This window comes from Streptomyces zaehneri (genome assembly GCF_032248645.1).
Lineage (GTDB): Bacteria > Actinomycetota > Actinomycetes > Streptomycetales > Streptomycetaceae > Streptomyces > Streptomyces coriariae.
The window spans coordinates 109,929-133,396 of sequence record NZ_JASTTJ010000021.1 but is presented as its reverse complement, the minus strand read 5'-3'; the positions used below and the strand labels follow the sequence as shown (position 1 = coordinate 133,396).

The window sequence follows — 23,468 nt, the reverse complement described above, 5'->3', positions numbered from 1 at the left end:
CCGGGCCACGATACCCAGGGCGGACGGGGACTCCGGGCGGGCGTACTCGGGACCTCAGAAGCACCCCAGTACCTCAGACCCTCAGATCTTCCGGCCTTCAGGTCTTCAGGTCTTCAGCCTTCAGCCGAAGAACGACCGCTGCGCGGGCAGGCCGGGGGTGAAGGAGGACGGGGTGCTCATGACCCGGTCCAGGTCTCGCTTGATGCGTTCGGCCTCGCCTTTCACCTGAGCGGGCACGTCGCCGCGTTCGATGATGAGGCGGTGGTAGATCGGGGTGTCGTCGAAGGCGGGGATCACCGAGGGGGCTCTGCTTTCGTGGACGGTCGGGCAAGCCGACACGGCAGGACTTGCTTCGGACACGGCCGACGATCCGACGGAGCGAACCGGCGCTTTTGTGACGTCTCCTGACGGTTCGACAGCCGAACCGACCGTGGTGACGTCATCGTATTGTCCCCGATGGCCCGGGTGCGGGTGACCATGGGGGCCCGGAAACGGTCGCGGTGGGCTGCGAAGAGGTGCCCTGGGCGGGCTCCGACCGGGCCCCGGCCACCCGCTGCGCGGGCCCTTCGTCGGCGGCGTTCGCTCCACCCCGCTGTCACCACGGCAGGGGTCCGTCCGCCGCGCAGGCCTCGCCCGCGAGACCCTCGACGACCGGCTCCGGTCGCAGGAGTTGGGCGACGATCGCGGCGGTGGCACGGTGCCAGTCGGCGCACCGCCGGAGCATGGCATGGTCGCCTCGGTGAACGAGGACGATGCCTGCCTGCGCCCCCGCCCGCCGGGCCCGCCGGACGTACTGCGCGGACTCCCCCGGATCGGTCACCCGGTCACGGTCTCCGTGCAGGACGACGATCCGCTTCCCGCCGAGATGGTCGACGGGTTCGCCGGGCGGGCACCACGGCGCCAGTGCGAGAACACCGCGCACCGCGGGGTCGGCCGCCGCCCGCAGCGCCGCCCGGCCGCCCATCGAGTGACCCACCAGGGTCACGGGCACCTCGCCGACCGTCCGGCGCAGTTCGTCGAGGGCCCGTACGGTGTCGTGCACGGGATCGGCGGTCGCGTTCCAGCCCCGGTAGCGGTAGCGCACCTCGCCGACCAGCACGTCCTGACGGTCCGTCGCGGCCACGGCCGCCCGCAGGACGGGACGCATGCGCAGGGCGGCCAGGTGCCAGCCCCGCGATGCCTCCCGGCTGTGTTCCCGGCCGCCGTGCAGGACCACGACCGCGGCGCCGGGCGCACCGGCCGGCCGCTGCCGCACCACCAACGCCGATGTGCTCCCCACGGCGCCTCCTCGGTCCCCGCCCGCTTTCCCCGCGGCTCCCCCGCGTTCTTCGCCGACCACTCCCTCGCCCGCACCTTCGCCCGCTTCCTCGCGCACTGCCCGCCGCCTCTCTCGCCGCACATCCGGATCTTCTCGACGGTCACCGGTTCAGCCCGCCACGAACTCCGGCTCCCACGGCCTCGGGCCCGCAGCTTCCTGCCAACGCCCGAGGTCCTCGCCGTCCACGCACACGATGCCGCATTGCCCCGCGTACTCGACGGCGGGCGCGGTGAAGTCGCCGGTGGTGACGACCGCCGCGACCTCGGCCCCGTGCACGGCGAAGCACGTCCCGCCGAAGCGCTGCATGTCCTGGGAACCGACGCGGTTGGTATCGCTGTAGCGCTTGCACTGGATGACCAGCACCCGTCCGTCCGGTGTCCTCGCCACGACGTCGGCGCCCAGATCACCGGCCCCGCCGACGACCTCCACCTCGGTGCAGCCGTCGCGGCGGCACAGCTCGGCTATCGCCTCCTCGAACTCGTAGGGGTCCAGCTCCTCGTAACCGATCTCCTCGGTGTCGGCTGACACGTCGTCGAGCGGGTCGTCGGACAACTCGCCGAGGGGCTGACCGAGCGGGATCGTCGGTTCCACGTCGAATCCCCCACCGACGAACTCCGTCCGGGGCACGGCCGGCCCCGAAGCGACAAGGGGCGGCGCTGTCTCGAGAGCCTCGACCACCGTCTCCGTGGCCTCCTCCAGGGACCTCGCGGTACGGCGCGCGAGCCTCGCCGCCGAGAACCTGCGCCGTCCGCGACGGCCGGCGAAGACACTGGCGGCACCGACGAGTACGAGCGCGACCGCCCACCCCGGACGGTGCTCCGCCGCGGCGGTGGCGGTGCGGGCGACCGTGCCCAGCAGGGTCAGCAGGAGGGCGAGCAGCACGAAGTACACGGCCGTGGAGCGGAGTTCGAACCGACGCGGACTGCGCGCGGGCTGCGGAACGTGCGGCGGTACGGCCATGGCGGTGCTTCCTCCCGAGTACGTCAACGAAGATCATCGAGCGTGTGCCCAGGTCGATGCGGTTCTATCGGGAGAGGCGAACACGCGCGCGTGGGGCCGGACACACCGCCCGTCGCTCCGCGGAAAAAACGTTCGCGGGTTCTCGCGTGCGCGGCTAACGTGCACCGGCGTGGATGGCTGCGACCGGGCGGTTGGTTCCTGGGTACCACCGGCCATACGGCCTGGACCGGTGTCGACGAGGACTGGCTGGGTGGCGGGACTCCCATGTGGTGGAGCCACGCGGACGTCGCGACGAATCGGAGCTGGATCACCCGGGCCGGTCTCGTGGTCGAACAGGAGGAGTTCGTGCCCGAGGGCGAGAGCGGTCACGCGCTGTTCTGGGCGCGCCGCCCCTGATTCAGGCCTGGGTGTGGGCGAGCAGCGGGAGTTCGGCGGAGTCGCTCAGTTCGGCCCAGACCGTCTTGCCGCGGCGGGCGTGGCGGGTTCCCCAGTGTTCGGCGAGCTGGGCGACCAGGAGCAGGCCTCGGCCGCCTTCGTCGAAGACGCGGGCCCGGCGCAGGTGAGGGGTGGTGCTGCTGCCGTCGGAGACCTCGCACAGCAGGGCGCGGTCGTGGATCAGACGCAGCCGGATGGGGGGCCGACCGTAGCGGATGGCGTTGGTGACCAGTTCGCTGACGACCAGCTCGGCGGTGAAGCCGAGTTCCTCCAGACCCCAGTCGCTCAGCTGCCGGGAGACGTCCGAGCGGGCCCGGGCGACGGCGGCGGGTTCGGCGGCCAGGTCCCAGGTGGCGACCTGGCGGGCGCCCAGGGCGTGGGTGCGGGCCAGGAGCAGGGCGACGTCGTCGTCCGGCCGGGTCGGCAGCAGGGCCTCGACGACGTGGTCGCAGATCTCCTCCAGCGAGGGAGCCGGCCGGACGAGGGCCTGGCGCAGCCCGGCGAGACCGGCGTCGACGTCGTGGTCGCGGGACTCGACCAGGCCGTCGGTGTAGAGCGCGAGGAGGCTGCCTTCGGGGAGTTCGAACTCCGCCGCCTCGAACGGCACGCCGCCCAGGCCGAGTGGCGGGCCGGGCGGCAGGTCCAGGATCTCGGCCGTTCCGTCCGGGGTCACCAGCGCGGGCGGCAGATGTCCCGCGCGGGCCAGGGTGAAATGTCGGGAAACCGGGTCGTAGACGGCGTACAGGCAGGTGGCGCCCAGGTCTCCGGCGGCTTCGCCGTCCACGTCGTCGGAGGTTTCGCCGGACAGCCGCAGAACGATGTCGTCGAGGTGCGTGAGGAGTTCGTCGGGCGGCAGGTCGATGTCGGCGAGGGTGCGTACGGCGGTCCGCAGACGGCCCATGGTGGCGGCGGCGTGGATGCCGTGGCCGACCACGTCGCCCACCACGAGGGCGACCCGGGCGCCGGACAGCGGGATGACGTCGTACCAGTCGCCGCCGACGCCGACCCGGTCGCCCGCGGGAAGGTAGCGGTAGGCGACCTCGACCGCGGACTGCCGCGGCGCACCGCGCGGGAGCAGGCTGCGCTGGAGGGTCAGGGCGGTGGCGCGGGCGTAGCTGTAGCGGCGGGCGTTGTCGACGGCCACGGCCGCCCGGGCGGCGATCTCCTGGGCGAGGAGCAGGTCCTCGTCGTCGTAGAGGTCGGGGTTGCGGTGCCGGGAGAACCGGGCGACGCCCAGCGTGGCGCCTCGGGCGCGCAGCGGCACCACCAGGGTGGAGTGGACGCGCGGGGCGCCGGCGGCGACCGCGTCGCCGTGGTGCTTGGCGGGCTGCCCGGTGATCAGGGCGTGTGCCTCGGGCGAGCCGTCCGGGCAGGTGTGCAGCCGCTGCGTCGCGGCGCCCGGTCCCGGACCGTCGTCGGTCACCGATGCCCACGCGGTCCGGCGCAGCACGAGGGGGCCCTCCCTCGAGAATTCGTGGCCGTGCAGCGCGGCGTCGAGCAGGTCGACGGTGACGAGGTCGGCGAAGTGTTCGACGGCGTGATCGGCCAGTTCTTGCGTGGTGCGGGCGATGTCCAGGGTGGTGCCGATGCGCACACCCGCGTCGTTCACCATCGACAGCCGCCATTGCAGCCGGCGGTCCCGCTCCTCCTGGAACGCGCCCACGGCCTGCTCCGAGGTGCGGTCCACGTACGCGGCCGCCGCCGCGATCACGTGCCGGGTGGCGGCGCTGACCAGCTCGGCGTCCTCGGAGAACCGGGGCATCTCCGCGAGCAGCCGGTCGAGGACGATGGTCTGCGCCAGGCGGAAGGCCCGCAGCATCGTGCCGAGAGGGATGCCGTGCCGGGCCAGCCGGCGCGCGCGGTCCAGGTCGGCCGGCGGTGGTTCTATCAGGGTCGGCTCGACGGCGTGCTCGAGGCCGGACAGCCCGGTGGTGATGTGGTCGGCGACGTTCTCCGCCACCGTCCGCGCGATGCCCGGGTCGTCCCACAGCTCGGGAAGCTCCCGCCGCAGGCCTCGCTCCACCTCGGCGATCAGCTCGTCCACTCGCGAACCGAGCTCGCGTACGACACGGGACGCGAGACCGGCAGCCGTCAGGTCCACAAGGACGACGTTACGCCGTGCGGGCGCGTAGGCCTCGTCGGGAGGCCTCCGGGCACCACGCTTACCGTAGTGGTCACTCCAGGAGACGGCCTGCGCGCCCTCACGTCCGCCCGTCGGCTTCGCCGTGCTGCCGGACCACGAGCGGGGCGCTCACTTCGCCGTCACGTCGGGGGCTGTGGCCCGGCGTAGGATTTCCAGCCGGTGGTCGACACGGCCTGGGGGGGCGTACATGGGGAGACCGGACGACCGCATCGCGTCCGTCCTGCGCTTCGCCTCGGAACTCGTCGCCTGGGTGGCCACCCCGTGGGCCCTGTCCACGTACTCGTGGCTGTACGCCGCCTTGGCCGTGGTGGTACTGATCGGCCTGCCGACCGTCTTCTCGACTCCGGGTGACAAGAAGCAGGTGATCATCCCCGTGTCGGGTGCGGTCACGATCCTGCTCGTACTGCTCCAGCTCGCCGCTGCCGCGAGCGCCGCATGGCGGGTATGGCCCACCGGTGCGGCAGTCCTCGTGTCTCTCCTGGTGGCCGTCACCCTCGTGACGGAACGCCAACGGTGGCGGTGGCTGCTTTCCGTGGACCGGCACAGCGGCTGAGCCGCGGGATCGCCCGCGGGAGCCGGAGACCGGCGGGCGGGCCGTGCGGCCGGCGGCCGGCCTGGGGCATCCGGACGACCGCGACTGCGCTGTCCAGGTCCACTGTCGTCCGGCAGGGTCATGAACACGGCGGATCCCATGCCCCCATTGTCCGAGCCGGGACGCGAGGTGGACAGGCGGCCCCGGCGGGTTCCCGGCCCCGGTGACTGGGGTCCGTGTCCGGGATCGGCGTCCGGGTCGGTGGTCCGGAGCCATCCAGGGCCGGCCGGTCGGTTACGGCTTGCGCCCCACGCCGCCATAGGCGTCGACGGCGGCGAAGTTGGCCGAATCATCGGGGTGCGCACGCCACTTCGTCACCTGGACGATCCCCGGTTCCACCAGCTCCAGCCCGTCGAAGAAGCCGCCGATCTCCTCGACGGCGCGGACGTGGTAGGGCACGGCGCCGCTCGCGTTGTACGCCTCCGACGCGGCGATCATGCCCTCGCTGGTGGCCGTGCTGTCGCTGATCACCAGGTAACTGCCCGCGGGGAGACCGGCCATAAACCGTCGGACCAGGTCGCGTGCCTGCGCGTAGTCGCCGACGTGTCCGAGCGTGTTGAGGATCATCAGGGCGACCGGCCGGGAGAGGTCCAGCGTTCCCGCGGCGGCTTCCAGCACGGCTTCCGGGTCGTACAGGTCCGCGTCCAGATAGGCGGTCCTGCCCTCCGGTGTGCTCGTCAGCAGGGCGTGCGCATGGGACAGGACGACGGGGTCGTTGTCGACGTACACGATCCTGGCGTCCGGGGCCACGCTCTGCGCCACCTGGTGGGTGTTGTCGGCGGTGGGCAGACCGGTACCCACGTCCAGGAACTGACGGATGCCCCGATCTTCGGCGAGGTGGCGCACGGCGCGGCCCAGGAAGTGCCGGCTGGCGACCGCCACGTCGACGAGGCCGGGGAAGATCTCCTTGATCTGGTCGCCGATCTCCCGGTCGACCTCGTAGTTGTCCTTGCCGCCGACGAAGTAGTTCCAGAAACGGGCCGAGTGCGGCTTGGACGTGTCGATCCGGCCGGGTGTCCCGGTGGTCGTGGTGGTCTGGGAAGTCGGGTCCGGCACGACAAGGCCTCCTGCACGGCTAGGTAGTTGATCAGGGGCACCAACGTAGGCGAACTTTCCTTCCGGACAGGGAAGTTGAGAGCGCTTGCTGTCACCTGCCGCGCCGTTTCGGCCATTCCGCAGCTCCGCGCGGCGAGTCGATCCGGTAAGCGTTTTCTCGGGAGTGGTCCACGATGGCCCGACGGTGACCGACGGCCGCGGCAGACCGGCGGGGCGGGTGGTTCAGCCGGCGCTGTAGCCGAGCTGGCGCCTCATGTACGGCGTCATGAGGGTCTTCGCCTTCGCCAGCACCGAGGTGCGACCGCCCAGCACGGCGCTTTCGCCGCCCGGCACGGGCAGCACGGTCACTCCGTCGGCGGGGCCGAAGGGCACGATGAGCGGGGTGCGCCGGACCGGCCGGTAGAGGCGGGGCTCCTTGCGGTGCCGGCCGGAACTCCTCAGGTGGACACGGATGTTGTGCGCGGCGAGATCGGCCTGGGCCAGCGCGGCCGGGGTGATCTTGAGTTCGGTGGCGTCGTTCACGTCACCGACCGCGAACACGTCCTGGCGCCCCTCGACCCTGAGCCTCCGGTCGACCTTGATGTGCCCGGCCTCGTTCAGCCAGTCGCCGTGTCCGGCCAGTCGCAGCCAGAGCGTGTTGGGCGTGGTGCCCGTCGCCCAGAAGGAGAGGTCCGCGTCGATGATGTCGCCGCGCGCGTCGCGATAGGTGCCGAAGTCGTTTCCGGGGGACATGAACGAGTCGAGGCGCACCTCCACGTCGTGGGACTCCAGCCAGGCCAGCGCCCGGCGCCCGGCCCGCCGGCTGCCGGCGGAGTTCAGCAGCGCCGTCCCGGCATGGGCGAGCGTGACCCGGGCGTCCGGCCGGGCCAGGCGTATCTCGGCGCTGAGCTCGACGCCGGAGGGCCCGCCGCCGACGACGAGAACGTGTTCGGCGGCGGCGACCTTGCGCTGGTGGCCGGCGAAGGACTTGAGCGTCTCCTCGGTGGTGGTGCCGGTGAAGCGGGCCGGTTCGGGATAGTCGGCGCCGGTGGCGACCACGACCACGTCGTAGGGAAGCCGTTCGCCCGTCGCCAGGACGACCTGCCGTTCGTCGGTGTCGACGCGGACCGCCTTGCCCACGACCACCCGGCCGTCGCGCAGCAGCCGGTCGTACGGAATGAAAGGGGTGACCGACCACTCCGGGCGCACGCCGGCGCGGAGCGAGGCGATGCGGTGGAAGAACACCTCCTTGCGGTCCACCAGGGTGACCCGGGCCGTCGTGTCCAGTCGTTTCGCCAGCCGGACGCCCGCGTAGCCTCCGCCGATCACCACTATGTCGCCGTCGCGCACGCGCGTCTCCTGTGCATGGGGGAAGCGAGCGGCCGCGCCGTGGGGGACCTCCTCGGCCACTCGGACTGCCGACGAGCGTAGCGCTTGAACTTTTAAGTTCACGTGGAGGCGTGTGCAGCTGTGTGCACGTTCGGTGAAGCCGTGCGGCCGTGCAACCGTGAAGCCGTTGCGTCACGCGGGGTTCGGGTGGCGCGCGGGGTCAGGTGGCCGGCGGGGTTCGGCCGGCTCGCGGGTCAGGCGACGGCAGGCGCCACGGCGTTCACACCGCCTGGTCCCCCAACAGCTGATGCGGCAGCGCCGGTTGGGGAATCGAGGTGGCGGCGACGGCCGGCTTGCGGATCAGGAGCAGCGCCGCGTCGTCGTGCAGTCGGCCGCCGACGTGCGCCAGCAGTTCGTCGTGGATCGCGCCGACCGTGCGCGCCGGATCGTCGCAGAGGTGCTGCTCGAGGCCCTCGACGAGCGGGTAGAACTCCCGGTCGCGGTCCCGGGCCTCGATGACCCCGTCGGTGTAGAGCAGCAGTTGGTCACCGTCGGCGAAGGGGAGCACCTGAAGGCTCGGGGTCTGGCCGGTGAGGGCGCGCAGCCCGAGGGGCGGGGCGGGCTGTGTGGGCTCCACCGCCACGACGCTTCGGCGGGCGCCGACCAGCAGCGGTGGCGCGTGTCCGCAGTTCACCATCTCCAGCTCGCCGGATCGCGGGTATCCGGCGACCACGGCGGTGACGAAGTCGTCGGTACCGAGGTTGCGCGCGAGGCTCCGCTCGATCCTGTCGACGACGGCGAGGAGATCGGGTTCGTCGTAGGCGGCCTCCCGGAAGACGCCGAGGACGAGTGCGGCGGTCCCCACGGCGGGCAGTCCCTTGCCCCGCACGTCACCGACGATCAGCCGTACGCCGTACGGGGTGGGCACCAGCGCGTAGAGGTCGCCGCCGATCCGGGCCTCCGCGGCCGCGGCGCTGTATCGGACGGCGACCTCGAACGGACCGACGGTCGCCGGTACCGGCCTGAGCAGCGCGTGCTGGGCGGCCTCCGCGACCGACCGGACGTCCGCGAGCACCCGCTCACGGCGCCCGCGCAGCGCGCTGGCCAGGCCACTCGCCAGGGTGACGGCCACCAGGGCGGCCAGTACGGCGGCCACCTCGCGGCCGGGAGCACCGACCCGGGCGCCGAGCGTCGCGCCGACCACCGCGGCGAGCAGGCCTACACAGGCGACACCGCGCGGGCCGTTGGTCGTGGCGGCCAGCGCGGGCCCTGCCGACAGCAGCGGCAGCCAGATCATCCCCGCGTCGCCGAAGAGGCCGACGAGCATGATGACCAGGAGGATCAGCACCGGCAGCAGAGGCCCTGCCACCCGGTGTCTGAACGATGTCGACAGCCGTGTCGGGCAGTGATCGCCGCCATGGTTGCGCGCATGACCCATGCTTCGTCCGCAATCCTCATCTGTGCGTGCGCCGGGGCACTTCGGAAGTGTGCGTTTCATCCAGGAAACGGGTTCGACCCGGCCACTTGCAAGGATCAGATTTTCAGATAGTGAACGATCACCTGGCGAGCGAAAGACCCCTGGTCACGCGGCCCGCGGTCGGGAGCAGCCGGGCCCGCACCTGTTCGAGCCGGGACCGCCGGTCGACCGGCAGCGAGACACCGAGCGAGCCGAGGGTGTCACCGCTGTAGACGGGCACCGCGACGCAGACCGTGCCGAGGGCGTACTCCTCCAGGTCCGTGACGGCCGGGGCCACGGGCGATGAGTCCAGTTGCCGCAGCAGCTCCGGGGCGCTGGTGATGGTCCTGGGCGTGAGATCGGCGAGGTGGTGGCGGGAGAGGTACTCCTTGCGGGCCTCCTCGTCCAGTTCCCGCAGCACCGACTTGCCGAGCGCGGTGGCGTGTCCCGCGTCCTCGAAACCGACCCACAGGTCCACCCGGGGCGCCCGGGGGCCGTCGACGATCTCGGCCACCCGGATCTCCCCCTCCTCGTAGAAGGTGAGGTAGGCGGCGGTGGCGAACTCGTCCCGCAGGGCGGCGAGGGCGGGCCGGACCCGGCTGAGCAGCGCCTGCCCTCGGCCCGCCGTGTGCAGCGTCTGGAGCCGGTCCCCCAGGATGAACCCGCCGTCCGGGAGTTTGCGCAGGTAGCCGTCGTTCACGAGGGTCCGCAGCAGGTGGTAGGCGGTGGCCAGGGGCAGCTCCGTCTCGCGCGCCAGCTGTTTCGCCGGCGCGCCGTTCTCGTGCGCGCTCGCCGCCTCCAGCAGGCGGAAGGCCCGCTGCACGGAGGTGATGAGCGTGGGGCCGTCCTGCGCACCCATAGGACCAGACTGCGCCCGTCACCCGGCTCGGGCAAGGCGCGCGGGGCCCCGGCTAGGGCATCCCGCCGGGGGCCGTCGCCGTGCCCAGCAGGGCCGACAGCTGCGGGGAGTAGGTGGCGTGCAGGACGAGTGCCGCGCTGCCCACCACCGCCGCGTCCGTGCCGAGCCAGGACGCCTCGACGTCGACGACCCGGACGTGCCGGGACAACGGCCGGCTGGCCAGCGCGGCGGCGACGACCTCGACGTAGCGCGACTCGACATGCTGGATGCCGTGGCCGCCGAGGACGATCAGGTCCACGTCGATGAAGTTCGCGATGTCGACCGCGACCGAGGCGACGTGCTCCGCGGTCTCGTCGATGACCGCCGCCGCGACCGGGTCGCCGGCCGCCGCGGCCACCCCGATGGCGGCGTGGTCGACCGCCTCGGGGCGCTCGGCGAACACCCGCGCCAGCGCGCTGTCCGGACGCGGTTGCGCGGCGAGCCTGCGGTGCACCTCGGCGACGATCGCCGTGGGGTTCACGAGCCGCTCGAGGCAGCCCCGGTTGCCGCAGTAGCACTCCGGTCCTTCGGGCAGCACCGAGGAGTGCCCGAACTCGCCCGCGTTGAGTGAACCGCCCCGGTACACCTGGTGGTTGAGGATGAGGCCGCCGCCGACGCCGGTGCCGAAGAAGAAGTAGGCGAAGTCCGCCACGCCCTTGCCCTTGCCCGACCAGCGTTCGCCGACCGCGGCGGCGGTGGCGTCGTTGTCGAGGGTCACCGGCAGGCCGGTCGCCTCGCTGAGCATGCGCTGCACCGGGACCCGCGTCCAGCGGGCCAGCTGGGGCGCGCCGACGATCGCGCCCGCCTCGAGGTCGATCGGCCCGGGAGTGGCGAGGCCCAGCCCGAGGACCTTGCCGCGGTCGACGCCCGTCTCGGCCAGCACGTCGGCGACCAGTTCCGCCATGTCCTTGACGACCTCGGCCGGGTCGGTGCCGGGGTCCGTGGGGCGCTTCTTGACGACCAGCGGCCGGCCGAGCAGGTCGACCACGGTGCAGCTGAGCTCCACGGGATCGAAGTGGAGACCGACCGCGCTGCCCGCCTCGGCGTTGATACGCAGGGTGGTGCGGGGCTTCCCGCCGCTGGACACCCTGCTCGCGCCGTCCTCCCGCACGATGCCCTCGTCGAGCAGACGCCGCACGATGCCCGAGACCGTCTGCGGGGTGAGGCCCGTGTGCTGGGCGATCTCGACCCGGCTGATGCCGTCCGCGAGCTGGATCTGGTCCAGGACGACGGCCCGGTTGTATCGCCCGACCTTGGGAAGGTTCGTTCCTGCCTGCCGCACGCACGGTCCTCTCTCGTTTCCCCCTACAACCTATCTCCCGCGACCCATTGACTTAGTAAAACAAATGGATTTAGTGTCCGGCACACGAAATCTCGGACACGACGGCACAGGGCAGTGCCATCGGAGGCAAGTTGATGTCCATGCAATGCCGCAGGCCCGAAGGCTCGGGTACGCCGAGGCGCGTGCCCGGCGGTGGGGAGCACCACTCATGACGCCCACCGCCCCGACCCTGCTGGAGATGCGGTCGATCACCAAGACCTTCCCCGGCGTCACCGCGCTCGCCGACGTCAGCCTCGTCGTGCGGGAAGGCGAGATCCACGCGATCTGCGGCGAGAACGGCGCCGGCAAGTCCACCCTCATGAAGGTGCTCAGCGGGGTGCACCCGCACGGCAGCTACACCGGCGACATCGTCTACCGCGGCCAGCAGGTCCGGTTCCACGACATCCGGGCCAGCGAACAGGCCGGCATCGCGATCATCCACCAGGAACTGGCCCTGGTGCCCGGTATGTCGATCACCGAGAACCTCTTCCTCGGGAACGAACCGCGCCGCCGCGGCGCGATCGACTGGAAGACGGCCCAACGCCGCGCCCTGGAGCTGATGGCGCGGGTGGGGCTCCGGGAGGACCCCGACACCCTGATCAAGGACATCGGTGTCGGCAAGCAGCAACTCGTCGAGATCGCCAAGGCGTTCGCGAAGGACGTAAAGCTCCTGATCCTCGACGAGCCGACCGCGGCCCTCAACGAGCACGACTCGCAGCACCTGCTCGACCTGCTGCGCGGCTTCCGCGAGCGGGGCATCACCTCGATCATCATCTCGCACAAGCTGAACGAGATCGAGGCGGTCGCCGACACCATCACGATCCTGCGCGACGGCCGCACCATCGAGAGCCTCGACGTACAGGCGGACGGCGTCAACGAGGACCGCATCGTGCGGGGCATGGTCGGCCGTGAGCTCGACAGCCGCTTCCCCGACCGCACACCCGACATCGGGGAGATCTTCTTCGAGGTCCGCGACTGGACGGTACGCCACCCCACTTCGGACGAGCGGATGGTGTGCAAGGGCTCGACGTTCCACGTCCGCCGCGGGGAGATCGTCGGCTTCGCGGGACTCATGGGCGCCGGCCGCACCGAACTCGCGATGAGCCTCTTCGGCCGGTCCTACGGCACCTGGCTGTCGGGGCGGGTCTTCAAGGACGGCGAGGAAGTCCGGCTGAAGACCGTGTCGGACGCGATCCGGCACGGGCTGGCCTACGTCAGCGAGGACCGCAAGTCGATCGGCCTCAACCTGCTGGACGACATCAAGACCTCGATGGTGGCCGCGAAGCTGTCGAAGATCGCCCGGCGGCGCGTCATCGACCCGGTGCGCGAGCACCGGATCGCCGAGGAGTACCGCCAGAGCCTGCGGATCAAGACCCCCAGCGTCGACGAGGGTGTCGTCAAGCTCTCCGGCGGCAACCAGCAGAAGGTCGTGCTCGCGAAGTGGATGTTCACCGACCCTGACCTGCTGATCCTCGACGAACCGACCCGCGGCATCGACGTGGGCGCCAAGTTCGAGATCTACGGGATCATCCAGCGGCTCGTCGCCCAGGGCAAGGGGGTCGTCGTCATCTCCTCCGAGCTGCCCGAGCTGATCGGCCTGTGCGACCGCATCTACACGGTGTTCGAGGGCACCATCACCGGCGATGTGGCGCGTGGCGACGCCGATCCGGAACTCCTGATGAAGCAGATGACCGCTACCAAGAAGAGCCCCACTCCATGAGCCGTATAACCGACCTTCAGAAGAACCTCTTCGGAGGTACGACCTCCAACGCCCGCCAGTTCGGCATGATCTCCACCCTGGTGGCGATCGTCCTGCTGTTCCAGATCTGGACCGACGGCCTGACGCTCACGTCGGGCAACCTGATCGCGGTCGTCAGCCAGTACTCCTACATCCTGATCCTGGCCATCGGGATGCTGATGGTGATCGTCGCCGGGCACATCGACCTGTCGGTCGGCTCGGTCGCCGCCTTCACCGGCATCGTCGTCGCCAAGGCGATGCAGGAGTACGACCTGCCGTGGCCCCTCGGCATCGCGCTCGGCCTGCTCGTCGGCGCCGCGATCGGCGCCTGGCAGGGCTTCTGGGTGGCCTACATCGGCGTACCGGCCTTCATCGTGACCCTCGCCGGGATGCTGCTGTTCCGCGGCGGCAACCAGTACATCGGCAACGCCGACACGGTCCCGGTGCCCGAGGGCTTCCGCAAGATCGGCGCGGGCTTCCTGCCCGAGGCGGGGCCGGACACCGGGTACAACAACCTGACGCTGCTCCTCGGCCTGGCCGCCTGCGCGGGCGTGCTGTGGCGCGAGTGGAAGGCGCGCCGGACCCGTCGCGAGATGAAGGCCGACCTGGCACCGCTATGGGTCACGGGCATCCGTCTGGCCGTCATGTTCGGCGTGATCGTCTTCGCGACGCTCCGCTTCGCCGGCGGCCGGATCGGCACCAGCCTGCCGATCTCCGGCATCATCCTGATCGTTCTGGTCCTCGCGTACTCGCACTACACCCGCAACACCATCGGCGGCCGGCACATCTACGCCGTCGGCGGCAACGCGCGAGCGGCGGAGCTGTCCGGCGTGAAGCTCAAGCGGGTCAACTTCCTCGTCATGACGAACATGTCGGTGCTGGCCGCGCTGGCCGGCATGATCTTCGTCGCCCGCTCCTCGGCCTCCGGACCGCAGGACGGTCTGAGCTGGGAACTGGACGCCATCGCGGCCGTGTTCATCGGCGGCGCGGCGGTCTCCGGCGGGCTGGGCACCGTCAGCGGCTCGATCGTCGGCGGCCTGGTCATGGCACTGCTCAACAACGGCCTCCAACTGGAGGGCGTCGGATCCGACATGGTCCAGATCATCAAGGGCCTGGTCCTCCTGCTCGCCGTCGCCTTCGACGTCTACAACAAGAGCCAGGGACGCTTCTCGATCATCGGCGCACTGACCCGCCCGTTCCGGCGGGACGACCCGGCGGCACCGGCTCCACCAGCGGCCCCGAACCCCGACGCCGACAAGGCCGGGATCGCGGGCTGACCGCAGAGCCCGCGCCTCCTCCCCCGCCGCGCTCGACGGCACACCGCACTCCCGCAACCAGCACACCGTACGAAGGGGCCAACTCCACCATGCGCACACTCGTCATCAGAAGCATCGCCGCCGTCGGCGCCGCCGCCCTGCTCACCCTGGGCACGGCCTGTTCCAACGAACGCGAGGGCTCCACCGGCAGCGACAGCGCCGACGGCAAGGGCTTCGCGAAGGACTCCCTGATCGGCGTCGCCCTGCCCGCCAAGACCTCGGAGAACTGGGTGCTCGCCGGCGACCTGTTCACCGACGGCCTGAAGGACTCCGGCTTCAAGGCCGACGTCCAGTACGCGGGCGCCTCGACCACCGTCGCCGACCAGCAGGCGCAGATCTCCTCCATGGTCACCAAGGGCGCGAAGGTCATCGTCATCGGCGCGACCGACGCCTCGCAGCTCGCGACCCAGGTGAAGCAGGCCAAGGACGAGGGCGCCACCGTCATCGCCTACGACCGGCTCATCACGAACACCCCCGACGTCGACTACTACATCGCCTTCGACAACTTCAAGGTCGGCCAGCTCCAGGGACAGGCCCTGATCGACGGCATGAAGGCGAAGAAGCCGAAGGGTCCCTGGACGGTCGAGCTGTTCTCCGGCTCGCCGGACGACAACAACTCCAAGGTCTTCTTCGACGGTGCGATGGAGGTGCTGAAGCCCTTGATGGACAAGGGCGACATCGTTGTCGGCTCGGGGCAGACCGACATCAAGCAGACCGCGACCCAGGGCTGGAAGGCCGAGAACGCCCAGCAGCGCATGGACTCGCTGCTGACCTCGGCCTACGGCGGCAAGAAGACCCTCGACGGCGTGCTGTCCCCCAACGACACCCTCGCCCGCGCGATCCTCACCTCGGTCAAGGGCGCCGGCAAGCCGGTCCCGGTCGTCACCGGTCAGGACTCCGAGGTCGAGTCGGTGAAGTCGATCATGGCCGGTGAGCAGTACTCGACCATCAACAAGGACACCCGCAAACTCGTCGCGGAGACCGTCAACATGGTCAAGGCCCTCCAGAAGGGCGACAAGCCGACCATCAACGACACCAAGTCGTACGACAACGGCAAGAAGGTCGTCCCGTCCTTCCTCCTGCCGCCGGTCATCGTGACGAAGGAGAACGCGGCCGAGGCCTACGCGAACGACCCCAAGCTGGCGGCGCTCACCCAGTAGCACCGACCACCGTCTTCGCCCGCCCCGAAGGGCACCCGGGCGCTGCTGCCGCAGATGAGGGAGCGGGGCAGTGGATCGGTCGTGCACATCAGCAGCTTCGGCGGTCAGCTGTCCTTCGCCGGGTTCTCCGCGTACAGCGCGACCAAGGCGGCGCTCGAGCAACTGTCGGAGGGGCTGGCCGACGAGGTGGCGCCGTTCGGCATCAAGGTGCTGATCGTGGAGCCCGGCGCGTTCCGTACCAACCTGTTCGGCAAGGGTGCGGCGTACTTCTCCGAGGAGAACCCGGCGTACGCGGAGAAGGTCGGCGCGACCCGGCGGTCGGTGGAGGGCGGCAACGGCGGTCAGCCCGGCGACCCGGCGAAGGCCGCGGCGGCGATCCGGCTGGCTCTGGACGCCGAGAACACCCCGCTCCGCCTCGCCCTGGGCGGTGACGCGGTCGACTTCCTGACCGGGCACCTGGACTCCGTACGGGCCGAGCTCACCGAGTGGGAGAAGGTCTCCCGGGGGACGGACTTCGACGTGGAGTGACGGCGTGCGCCGGCGCGGTCGGCGGGCCCGGCGGCGCACCCTTCGGTTCGGGTTCCTCCTGCCGCCGGGCCCGCCGCGCCTGACGGCCCGTGGGTGGTCACCTCACGGGTAGTTGACCAGGTTGGCCACGTTCGAGCTGGAGTCGGACGGTCCGCCCCGGTCGTTGATGACGTGCCGGATGGTTCCGGTGCCGCCCAGCGAGACCGTCACCATGTTCTGGAAGCGCACGTTCGGACCGGCCGGCACCTCGAAGGCGTGCTCGGCCGTGACGCTGGGGTTGACGTTGAAGAAGCAGTAGCTGCCGAGCCCGTAGGCCTGGTGGCTGGTGACCGAGTTCGCGACCTTGTAGGCGGCGTAGCCCTGGGTGGAACCGTTCATCCAGGCGGCCTGGCCGGGCGGGTCGTAGGGCATCTCGTTCTGGTAGAAGTACGTCCGGCCGCCGTTGCCGTTCCAGAGGGTCTGGTGCTTCTGGTAGTGCTCGACGAACAGGCCGTACATGGTGACGTCGTCGCCGTTGACGACGAGTCCGGTGTCCGCCGTGTTGGTGGTCCAGCCCACCCCGCTGCCGTGGTCGGCGCGCCAGATCCACATGTGGTCGCCGATGACGTCGTCGCTGTTGACGACGAGGCTGGTGGTCGCCCTGCCCACGGCGGCCCCGCCGACCCGGAAGTAGACGTCGTGCAGGGAGGTGGGGTTCGCGGTGTGGTCGGCGGCGGCGCCGGCCGGGCCGATCTCCATGAGCGTCTGCGAGTTGACGGTACCGGCGTCGAAGAGGACGCCGGCGACCTTCACCCCGTCGACGTCGGCGACGGTCATGGCGGTGACGCCGTTGTCCGGGACGAACGTGGCGAGGCCCAGACCGAGCACGACGGTGTCGGGACGGGTCACCCGCAGGGTCTGGTTCAGGTGGTAGACGCCGGGAGTGACCAGCAGGTTCTTGCCCTCGGCGAGAGCGGTGTTGATCTGTGCGGCGGTCGCGCCCGGCTTGACGACGAAGAACTGGTCGATGCCGAGCGAGCTGCCGGCGGCGGTCCCGTTCGCCCAGGTGGTGGCCGAGGAGTTGGTCCGCAGGGAGGGGACGAACACCTTGTAGGCGCCTGCGGCGTCCACGTACAGGAAGGGCTTCTCCCGCACGGTGGGAGTCTGGCCGACCGTGGTGTAGGGCGGGTCGGGGAAGCTGTTGCCGGGCACGCCCTGGCTGCCGACGAAGACCATGTTCCAGTTGGAGCCGGTCCAGCCGCCGAGTTGGGAGTTACGGGTCAGCCACTGCTGCTGGGTGCCGGAGCGCACCTGACCGTCGATCTTGCTGTCGGCCATGAACCCGCCGCTGGACCAGCCGCCGTCGCTCAGCTCCAGGTTGCCGCGGACATGCATACGGCGGTAGCCGGACGCCTGGGAGACCGCCCACCGGTCGGTACCTCCGGTCGGGTTGACCGACAGGTTCTCCGCGCCGCGCCAGAAGTTCTGGGTGGCGTTCTGCGGCGGGAACCAGTCGGCCTCCACATGCACGGCGCCGTTGATCGTGACCGAGTCGGGCGACTGACCGAGCCCCAGCACCTGGGTGTAGAAGCCGACGTTGACGTCGTTGCTGTACGTGCCGGGCTTGAACATGACGGCGTAGCGCTGGGAGCCGAACTGGTTCGTCTCCTGCTGCTGGAAGATCGAGTTCAGCCGGCTCTGGATCGTGGACGACGGCATCGACGGGTCGAAGACGACGACGTTGGGGCCGAGATCGGCGTCCCCCGGGGCGGTGCTCACCGGCGCGACCTGGAAGCGCTGGGCGGCCGTGCCGTTGCAGGTGTACTGCGCCAGTTGGACGCTGTCGGCGGTCGAGGCGGACGGGACGTCGAGGCACTTGCCGCTGTTGCGGTTGACGAAGTGGTAGGCGCCGCCGCCCTCGTCGACGGCCTGCCACTGCTGGTTGGCGCCGCCGCCGTACGTCCACAGGTGCACGGCCGCGTTGTCGGCGGTGGACACGTCGCTCACGTCCACGACCTGCTGGGCGTCGTTGCGGTTGCCGATCCGCACGAAGCCGTCGCCGGTCGCGGTGAAACCCCACTGCTGGGCGGTGCTGTTGTTGCACGCGTACTGCTGTACGGCGGTGCCGTTCACGGTCGCGGCCGCCCGGGCGTCCAGGCATTTGCCGCTGCCGGAGTTCACCACCGTGGACCAGCCGGTGGGCAGGGCGGTGGCCGCGTCGGTCGCGGCCCGGGCGGGCCCGACGCCGGTGAGGAGCGAGACCGCCGTGGCCGCGGCCACGGAAGCCGCGACCCAGGGGCCGGCGAGGGATGGTCGGGGGATGCGGAGCACGTCTTCTCCTGTGCCGCCGGGACGGCGTGAGTGGGGACCGGTGAAGGACCGGGGAAGGCAGGGACGGGTCGGCGGGGGGCGCGGGCGGGTCAGCCTGCGTACTGCGCGAAGACCCGGGTGAAGTCCCAGGGCTGCTGGGCGATGCCCGAGCAGGTGTCGGCGCCGCCGCCGGTGCAGGGCCGGTCGCGGTTGACCGACCAGAAGGTCAGCCGGGCCAGGTGGCGCTGCTGGGCGTACGCCAAGATGGTGCGGAAGTCGGCGACGGTCACCGTCTCGCTGTTGTCGGTGATGCCGTTCATCACCGTCCACTGCTGGGCGGCGCTGCCGTTGCAGTCGTAGAGCTGGACCGCCGTGCCGTCGGCCGTGGCGGCACCCGCGATGTCGACGCACTTGCCGCCGATCCCGGCGATCTGTCCGGCGGCCACCGCGGCACCGCTCGCCGGCGTGCCGTTCAGGCCGGTGAGCAGGGCGGCCACGGCCGCCGCGCCCAGCGCGCCGCCTGCCGCGCGGCGGTGCGGGAGCCTCCGGGTCATCGGGTCACCGTCCACTTCTGCTGAGAGGCACCGGTACAGGTCCAGATCTGGAGCCGGGTGCCGTTGGCGGAGCTGCCGCCCGTGGCGTCCAGACACTTGTTCGCCTGCGGGTTGACGATGTCCCGGGCGGCGGGGACGGCCCACTGCTGGGCCGCGGAGCCGTTGCAGTCCCACAGCTGGACGGGGGTGCCGTCCGCGGTGCCGCCCGAGGCCACGTCCAGGCACTTGCCGAGCGCGCGGATCGTGCCGTCGGCGCCCACGGACCACTGCTGCGCGGCGGTGCCGTTGCAGTCGTACAGCTGCACGGCCGTGCCGTTGGCGCTGTTGGCCCCGGCCACGTCCACGCACTTGCCGGCGAGGCCCGTGATGGGGCCGCTGCCGCCGGGCTGGGCGGTGTCGGTGCTCACCCGGACGTAGTCGACCAGGAGCTGCTGGGGGAAGACCGTGCCGCCGTCGGGGTCTCCGGGCCAGTAGCCGCCGACCGCGAGATTGAGGATCAGGAAGAAGGGCTTGTCGAAGACCCACTGCCGGCCGCCGAGGTCGGCCGGGGTGCGCCGCTGGTAGACGGTGCCGTCGACGGACCAGGTGATCGCGTTCGGGCTCCAGTCGACCGCGAAGGTGTGATAGGCGTCGGCGAACGCCTGTCCGCCGGGCAGGGTGTACCCGGCGCCGATGCCGCCGGAGCCGGAGTATCCCGGGCCGTGCAGGGTGCCGTGGACGGTGGCCGGCTCGAAGCCCACGTTCTCCATGACGTCGATCTCGCCCGAGGCGGGCCAGCCGACCTGGCCGATGTCGTTGCCCAGCATCCAGAACGCGGGCCACATGCCCTGCCCGCGCGGGACCTTCATCCGGGCCTCGACCCGGCCGTACGTCGTGGTGAACCGGCCGGCCGTGTTCAGCCGGGCGGAGGTGTACTCACACCGGCCGTACCAGCACTGGTAGTTGTCCGGGTTCTCCCGGCGGGCGGTGATCACCAGATGGCCCTGGCCGTCCAGAGCGGCGTTGCGGTTGCCCGCGGTGTAGTACTGCCGCTCGTGGTTGTTGACGTTGTCACCGGTCTCGGTCTGCCATCGGGCGCCGTCCACGGCAGAACCGGCGGGCCCGTCGAACTCCTCGGAGAACGTGACGGCGGCCGCCCGGGGTGCCGCGACAGCGCGTGCGGAGGACTCCTCCGCGGATGGAGACACGCCCAGCGCCGGTCCGGTGGACAGCGACGCGAAGGCGAGGAGCGAGGCCAGCGACAACAGCAGGCGCCGGGGCAGGCGCGGAGAGGCCATGGCTCTCCCTTCCTGGCACATGACGGACAGTCACGACATGGTCATGACATCCGTGGGCGCGGCCGGGCGGCTCACCGCTGACCGCGCCGAATGGGTGGGGGGTGCGAACCGGCCCTGACACGGGCTTAGTTCACTACGTGATTTAAGAAGTGAGTAATGACCCTGTCAAGAGTTTGGTCTGGACCGGATTCGCGAGGCCCGGATTCGGGAGGCCCGGTTCCGGAGGCCCGGATTCGGGAGGCCCGGATATGGGAGGCCCGGTCCCGTAGGCCCGGATTCGGGAGAGGGGCCTGTGGAGCCGGAGCCGGATGCCATGGGGGGGGTGGTCCGCCGCCCGGCGGTCGCGGGAGGGCAGGATGGGACCATGAGCGTAGTCAAGATCAACGTACTGGCCGTCCCGGCGGAACAGCGGGAGACCCTCGAGAAGCGGTTCGCCGCGCGAGCCCACGCCGTCGAGAACTCGGACGGCTTCGAGTGGTTCGAGCTGCTCCGCCCGGTCGAGGGCACCGACACCTACCTCGTCTACACGCGCTGGCGTGACGAGGCGTCGTTCCAGGCCTGGCTCGAGGGCCCGATGAAGGCCGCCCACCGGGGCGACACGGAGGGGGAACGGCCCAAGCCCGCGGCCTCGGGCTCCACCCTGTGGTCCTTCGAGGTGGTGCAACAGGCGGCACCGAAGGGCGAGTAGCCGCTCCCGCCGGCGGGTGGCCGCCGCGCCGTCCACCCGCCGCCCGCCGCGGCCGGCCGCCGGTCGTCACCGGCGGTGGCCGGCCGTCCCGGCCGGCGTCGGGGCCGTACCGCTGCGTCGCGGGCCTCCGGGCCCCTCAGGACGTCAGGCCGCTCGGCGTCAGAGCGGGCTCGGGGAAGGTGACGCCGGTCAGCTCCTCGGACACGGTCCACAGCCGCAGGGCGGCGGCCGGGTCGCTGGCCGCCGGGGAGCGGCCGACCAGGGTCGGGGCGCCGCGCATCTCGAAGAGGCCGTCGGGGCCGACGTAGCTCGCGCCGGGCAGGTCCCGGACGGCGGCGTACAGGGTGGGCAGCGCGCCGGCCCGGCTGTCCTGGGCGACGAGCCGGTTGCCCAGCCGCATGAAGAGGCGCCGCAGGAAGCTGGCGTCGTGCCCCTGGAGGTTGGTGGCGGCCCAGCCGGGATGTGCGGCCAGGGCACGTACGGGCGAACCCGCCTCGCCGAGCCGGCGCTGGAGTTCCAGGGTGAAGAGCAGGTTGGCGAGCTTGGACTGGCTGTAGGCCGCCATCGGGGTGTACTCGCCGGTCAGGTCGAGGTTGCCGAAGTGGATGCGGGGACTGCCCGGCATCCTGTGCGCGCCGGACGACAGGACGACCACGCGGTCGGTGACGTGCGGCAGCAGCAGGTTGGTCAGGGCGAAGTGGCCCAGGTGGTTGGTGCCGAACTGCGTCTCGAAGCCGTCCTTGGTGCGGGCCTCGGGGACGTTCATCACGCCGGCGTTGTTGATGAGCAGGTCCAGGTCGCCGCGCCAGCCGGCGGCGAACTCGCGCACGGAGGAGAGGTCGGCCAGGTCGAGCCGGCGCACCTCCACGCTGCCAGGCACGGCCGCGGCCGCCGCCTCGCCGCGTCGGGGGTCCCGCACCGCCAGGACCACGTGGGCGCCCGCGCGGGCCAGGGCCTCGACGGTGGCGAGGCCGAGCCCGCTGTTGGCGCCGGTCACCACGGCGGTGCGGCCGGTCTGGTCGGGGATGTCGGTGGTGTTCCAGGGCTGGGTGGTCTTCATGTCCTTTGCCATGCGTCCAATGTATGCGGTGCTCACAATGTTTGCAACGATAACAATGTGGGCGCTGCTCACGCCGGGCTAGGCTGAGGGCATGAAAAGCCGCCCCTACCACCACGGAGACCTCCCCGCGGAGCTGCTCGCACGTGCCGAGCAGACCTTGCGCGAGAGGGGATCGGGAGCGCTGTCACTACGGGAACTGGCCCGTGACATCGGGGTGAGCCCCGCCGCGCCGAGCCGCCACTTCAAGACCAAGCAGGCATTGCTGGACGCCCTGGCGCTGACCGGCTTCGAGCGGCTGGCCGCCGCCATCTCGGCCGCCCAGGAAGGCGTCGGCGAGACGTTCGCCGAACGCCTGGACGCCGCGGCCCGCGCCTATGTCGGTTTCGCCGTGACCAACGCGGCGCTGCTCGACCTGATGTTCTCGGCCAAGCACAGCCCGCAGGCGTCGGCGGCACTGGGCGCGACGGCCCACCTGTGGTCCGAGCAGCTGCTCGAACTGATCCGCGACGGGCAGCGCCGGGGCGAGGTGCGGCAGGGCGAGCTGGAGCGCGTCGCCCTGCCGATCTTCGCGGCGCTGCACGGCTATGCCGGGCTCACGGTCAGCGGCCTGCTGCCACCGGAGGTCACCGGGCCCGGCCTGGACGACGTGATCGCGTCCGCCCTGCGCGGCTGCCGGCCGGAGTAGACGCTCACAGGCCCCGGGGCATCAGGGCGCCCGGACGACCGGCTCGCCGTTCATGCCTGCGCTGTCACGCAAACCCGCGTCGGACAGAAGGCGACACCGGGCTCATGACGGCCGTCCGCCGAACTGCCAGTCGTGGACTTCGACGTCGGCATACCGGTCCGGGGCCAGAACGGCGCGCGCCGAGTCCGCGTCCGGGGCTCTGAGCAGCACCGCGGTACCCACCCGGGTGGCTCCGTCGTCGGACAGCAGCGGCCCGTACGCGATCAGCTCGTCCCGGTCGGGCGGCACGACGAAGCCGTCGTCCGTGTCCGGGCCGAGCCCGAGCACCAGGTACCGGCTGCCACCGCTGCGGCCACCGGGGAAGTCCCACATGGTGCGCCCCAGCGTGTTGCGCCACCGGCGCAGCAGCACGTCCCGGTAGACACCTGCCTGGTAGTTGGGCTCGTCGAAGGCGAACGCGCGGGCGGCGACGGCATCCGGGAGGTCGACGATGTGCACGCTGCCGGTGGCGGTGTCGCCGTCGGCGTCGAAGGTCGGGCCCCGGGCGATCATCTGCGCCGCGTACCCGTCCATGTAGGACCAGTGCTTCTCGAGCAGTTCGTCACGCAGGGCGGCGGAGGCGGGCCGGTCACGGTGGTAGCAGAAGAACTCCATACCGGCAGACCCTTCCCAAGTCCGCCCGGTAT

Annotated in this window: 21 protein-coding genes and 1 pseudogene; 8 read left to right on the top strand and 14 right to left on the bottom strand. The window is 71.2% G+C overall.

Annotated elements, in window-relative coordinates:
* Window positions 1–120 precede the first annotated feature (120 nt).
* The 3 genes from QQM72_RS29920 to QQM72_RS29910 form a co-directional block, all read right to left on the bottom strand.
* A complete protein-coding gene (locus tag QQM72_RS29920) occupies window positions 121–297 on the bottom strand; it encodes a hypothetical protein (protein ID WP_314224008.1) in 177 nt (58 codons plus the stop codon).
* 298 nt (window positions 298–595) lie between these two features.
* Window positions 596–1,279 (bottom strand): alpha/beta hydrolase, encoded by a 684-nt coding sequence (locus tag QQM72_RS29915; protein ID WP_314223950.1) that lies wholly within the window; start codon window positions 1,277–1,279, stop codon window positions 596–598.
* A gap of 147 nt (window positions 1,280–1,426) precedes the next feature.
* Window positions 1,427–2,278 carry a restriction endonuclease gene (locus tag QQM72_RS29910; RefSeq protein WP_314223949.1) on the bottom strand — a complete coding sequence of 284 codons (852 nt, stop codon included), beginning with the start codon at window positions 2,276–2,278 and terminating at the stop codon, window positions 1,427–1,429.
* 159 nt (window positions 2,279–2,437) lie between these two features.
* Between QQM72_RS29910 and QQM72_RS29905 the strand changes: the two genes are divergently transcribed.
* Window positions 2,438–2,674 carry a hypothetical protein gene (locus QQM72_RS29905; RefSeq protein ID WP_314223948.1) on the top strand — a complete coding sequence of 79 codons (237 nt, stop codon included), beginning with the start codon at window positions 2,438–2,440 and terminating at the stop codon, window positions 2,672–2,674.
* Window position 2,675: 1 nt separating this feature from the next.
* Here the strand turns inward: QQM72_RS29905 and QQM72_RS29900 are convergent, their stop codons facing one another.
* Entirely contained in the window at window positions 2,676–4,814 is a 2,139-nt protein-coding gene (locus QQM72_RS29900; RefSeq protein WP_314223947.1) for an ATP-binding SpoIIE family protein phosphatase, read from the bottom strand.
* A gap of 229 nt (window positions 4,815–5,043) precedes the next feature.
* Here QQM72_RS29900 and QQM72_RS29895 point away from each other — a divergent pair, with 229 nt between their 5' ends.
* Window positions 5,044–5,409, top strand: a complete 366-nt coding sequence (locus QQM72_RS29895) for a hypothetical protein (protein WP_314223946.1) — start codon at window positions 5,044–5,046, stop codon at window positions 5,407–5,409.
* 273 nt (window positions 5,410–5,682) lie between these two features.
* Here the strand turns inward: QQM72_RS29895 and QQM72_RS29890 are convergent, their stop codons facing one another.
* The 5 genes from QQM72_RS29890 to QQM72_RS29870 form a co-directional block, all read right to left on the bottom strand.
* Complete coding sequence (locus QQM72_RS29890; RefSeq protein ID WP_314223945.1) at window positions 5,683–6,504, bottom strand: SAM-dependent methyltransferase; 822 nt, start codon at window positions 6,502–6,504, stop codon at window positions 5,683–5,685.
* Window positions 6,505–6,726: 222 nt separating this feature from the next.
* Window positions 6,727–7,833: an NAD(P)/FAD-dependent oxidoreductase gene (locus tag QQM72_RS29885; protein ID WP_314223944.1), complete on the bottom strand. Its 1,107-nt coding sequence runs from the start codon at window positions 7,831–7,833 to the stop codon at window positions 6,727–6,729.
* A gap of 259 nt (window positions 7,834–8,092) precedes the next feature.
* Window positions 8,093–9,250: a SpoIIE family protein phosphatase gene (locus tag QQM72_RS29880; RefSeq protein ID WP_399079120.1), complete on the bottom strand. Its 1,158-nt coding sequence runs from the start codon at window positions 9,248–9,250 to the stop codon at window positions 8,093–8,095.
* A gap of 118 nt (window positions 9,251–9,368) precedes the next feature.
* Window positions 9,369–10,127, bottom strand: a complete 759-nt coding sequence (locus tag QQM72_RS29875; RefSeq protein ID WP_314223943.1) for an IclR family transcriptional regulator — start codon at window positions 10,125–10,127, stop codon at window positions 9,369–9,371.
* Window positions 10,128–10,179: 52 nt separating this feature from the next.
* The gene (locus QQM72_RS29870; RefSeq protein ID WP_314223942.1) at window positions 10,180–11,448 is read right to left on the bottom strand and encodes an ROK family transcriptional regulator; all 1,269 of its coding nucleotides are present in this window, start codon (window positions 11,446–11,448) and stop codon (window positions 10,180–10,182) included.
* A gap of 208 nt (window positions 11,449–11,656) precedes the next feature.
* Between QQM72_RS29870 and mmsA the strand changes: the two genes are divergently transcribed.
* From mmsA to QQM72_RS29850, 4 genes and pseudogenes are all read left to right on the top strand, one after another.
* Window positions 11,657–13,207 carry a multiple monosaccharide ABC transporter ATP-binding protein gene (gene mmsA, locus QQM72_RS29865; RefSeq protein WP_314223941.1) on the top strand — a complete coding sequence of 517 codons (1,551 nt, stop codon included), beginning with the start codon at window positions 11,657–11,659 and terminating at the stop codon, window positions 13,205–13,207.
* A complete protein-coding gene (gene mmsB / locus QQM72_RS29860) occupies window positions 13,204–14,502 on the top strand; it encodes a multiple monosaccharide ABC transporter permease (RefSeq protein ID WP_314223940.1) in 1,299 nt (432 codons plus the stop codon). The genes mmsA and mmsB overlap by 4 nt, the downstream gene beginning before the upstream one ends.
* 89 nt (window positions 14,503–14,591) lie before the next feature.
* Window positions 14,592–15,701, top strand: a complete 1,110-nt coding sequence (locus QQM72_RS29855) for a sugar-binding protein (protein WP_314223939.1) — start codon at window positions 14,592–14,594, stop codon at window positions 15,699–15,701.
* 33 nt (window positions 15,702–15,734) lie between these two features.
* Window positions 15,735–16,229, top strand: a pseudogene (locus tag QQM72_RS29850) (SDR family NAD(P)-dependent oxidoreductase); the annotation flags it as partial.
* A gap of 102 nt (window positions 16,230–16,331) precedes the next feature.
* Here QQM72_RS29850 and QQM72_RS29845 read toward each other — a convergent pair.
* The 3 genes from QQM72_RS29845 to QQM72_RS29835 all read right to left on the bottom strand — a co-directional run bounded on the left by QQM72_RS29845 (window position 16,332) and on the right by QQM72_RS29835 (window position 20,349).
* On the bottom strand, window positions 16,332–18,539 hold the full coding sequence (locus tag QQM72_RS29845; RefSeq protein ID WP_314223938.1) for an RICIN domain-containing protein: 2,208 nt from the start codon (window positions 18,537–18,539) through the stop codon (window positions 16,332–16,334).
* 89 nt (window positions 18,540–18,628) lie between these two features.
* Window positions 18,629–19,072, bottom strand: a complete 444-nt coding sequence (locus QQM72_RS29840; RefSeq protein WP_399079113.1) for a ricin-type beta-trefoil lectin domain protein — start codon at window positions 19,070–19,072, stop codon at window positions 18,629–18,631.
* Window positions 19,069–20,349 carry a ricin-type beta-trefoil lectin domain protein gene (locus QQM72_RS29835; protein ID WP_314223937.1) on the bottom strand — a complete coding sequence of 427 codons (1,281 nt, stop codon included), beginning with the start codon at window positions 20,347–20,349 and terminating at the stop codon, window positions 19,069–19,071. Before QQM72_RS29835 ends, QQM72_RS29840 begins: the two co-directional genes overlap by 4 nt.
* A 364-nt stretch (window positions 20,350–20,713) precedes the next feature.
* On the opposite strand from QQM72_RS29835, the gene QQM72_RS29830 reads away from it, so the two are divergent.
* Window positions 20,714–21,037 (top strand): antibiotic biosynthesis monooxygenase family protein, encoded by a 324-nt coding sequence (locus QQM72_RS29830; protein ID WP_314223936.1) that lies wholly within the window; start codon window positions 20,714–20,716, stop codon window positions 21,035–21,037.
* A gap of 136 nt (window positions 21,038–21,173) precedes the next feature.
* Here the strand turns inward: QQM72_RS29830 and QQM72_RS29825 are convergent, their stop codons facing one another.
* Window positions 21,174–22,109: an oxidoreductase gene (locus tag QQM72_RS29825; protein ID WP_314223935.1), complete on the bottom strand. Its 936-nt coding sequence runs from the start codon at window positions 22,107–22,109 to the stop codon at window positions 21,174–21,176.
* A gap of 79 nt (window positions 22,110–22,188) precedes the next feature.
* Here QQM72_RS29825 and QQM72_RS29820 point away from each other — a divergent pair, with 79 nt between their 5' ends.
* On the top strand, window positions 22,189–22,782 hold the full coding sequence (locus QQM72_RS29820; RefSeq protein ID WP_314223934.1) for a TetR/AcrR family transcriptional regulator: 594 nt from the start codon (window positions 22,189–22,191) through the stop codon (window positions 22,780–22,782).
* A gap of 102 nt (window positions 22,783–22,884) precedes the next feature.
* On the opposite strand, the gene QQM72_RS29815 is transcribed toward QQM72_RS29820, so the two are convergent.
* Window positions 22,885–23,436: a YciI family protein gene (locus QQM72_RS29815; protein ID WP_314223933.1), complete on the bottom strand. Its 552-nt coding sequence runs from the start codon at window positions 23,434–23,436 to the stop codon at window positions 22,885–22,887.
* Window positions 23,437–23,468 lie beyond the last annotated feature (32 nt).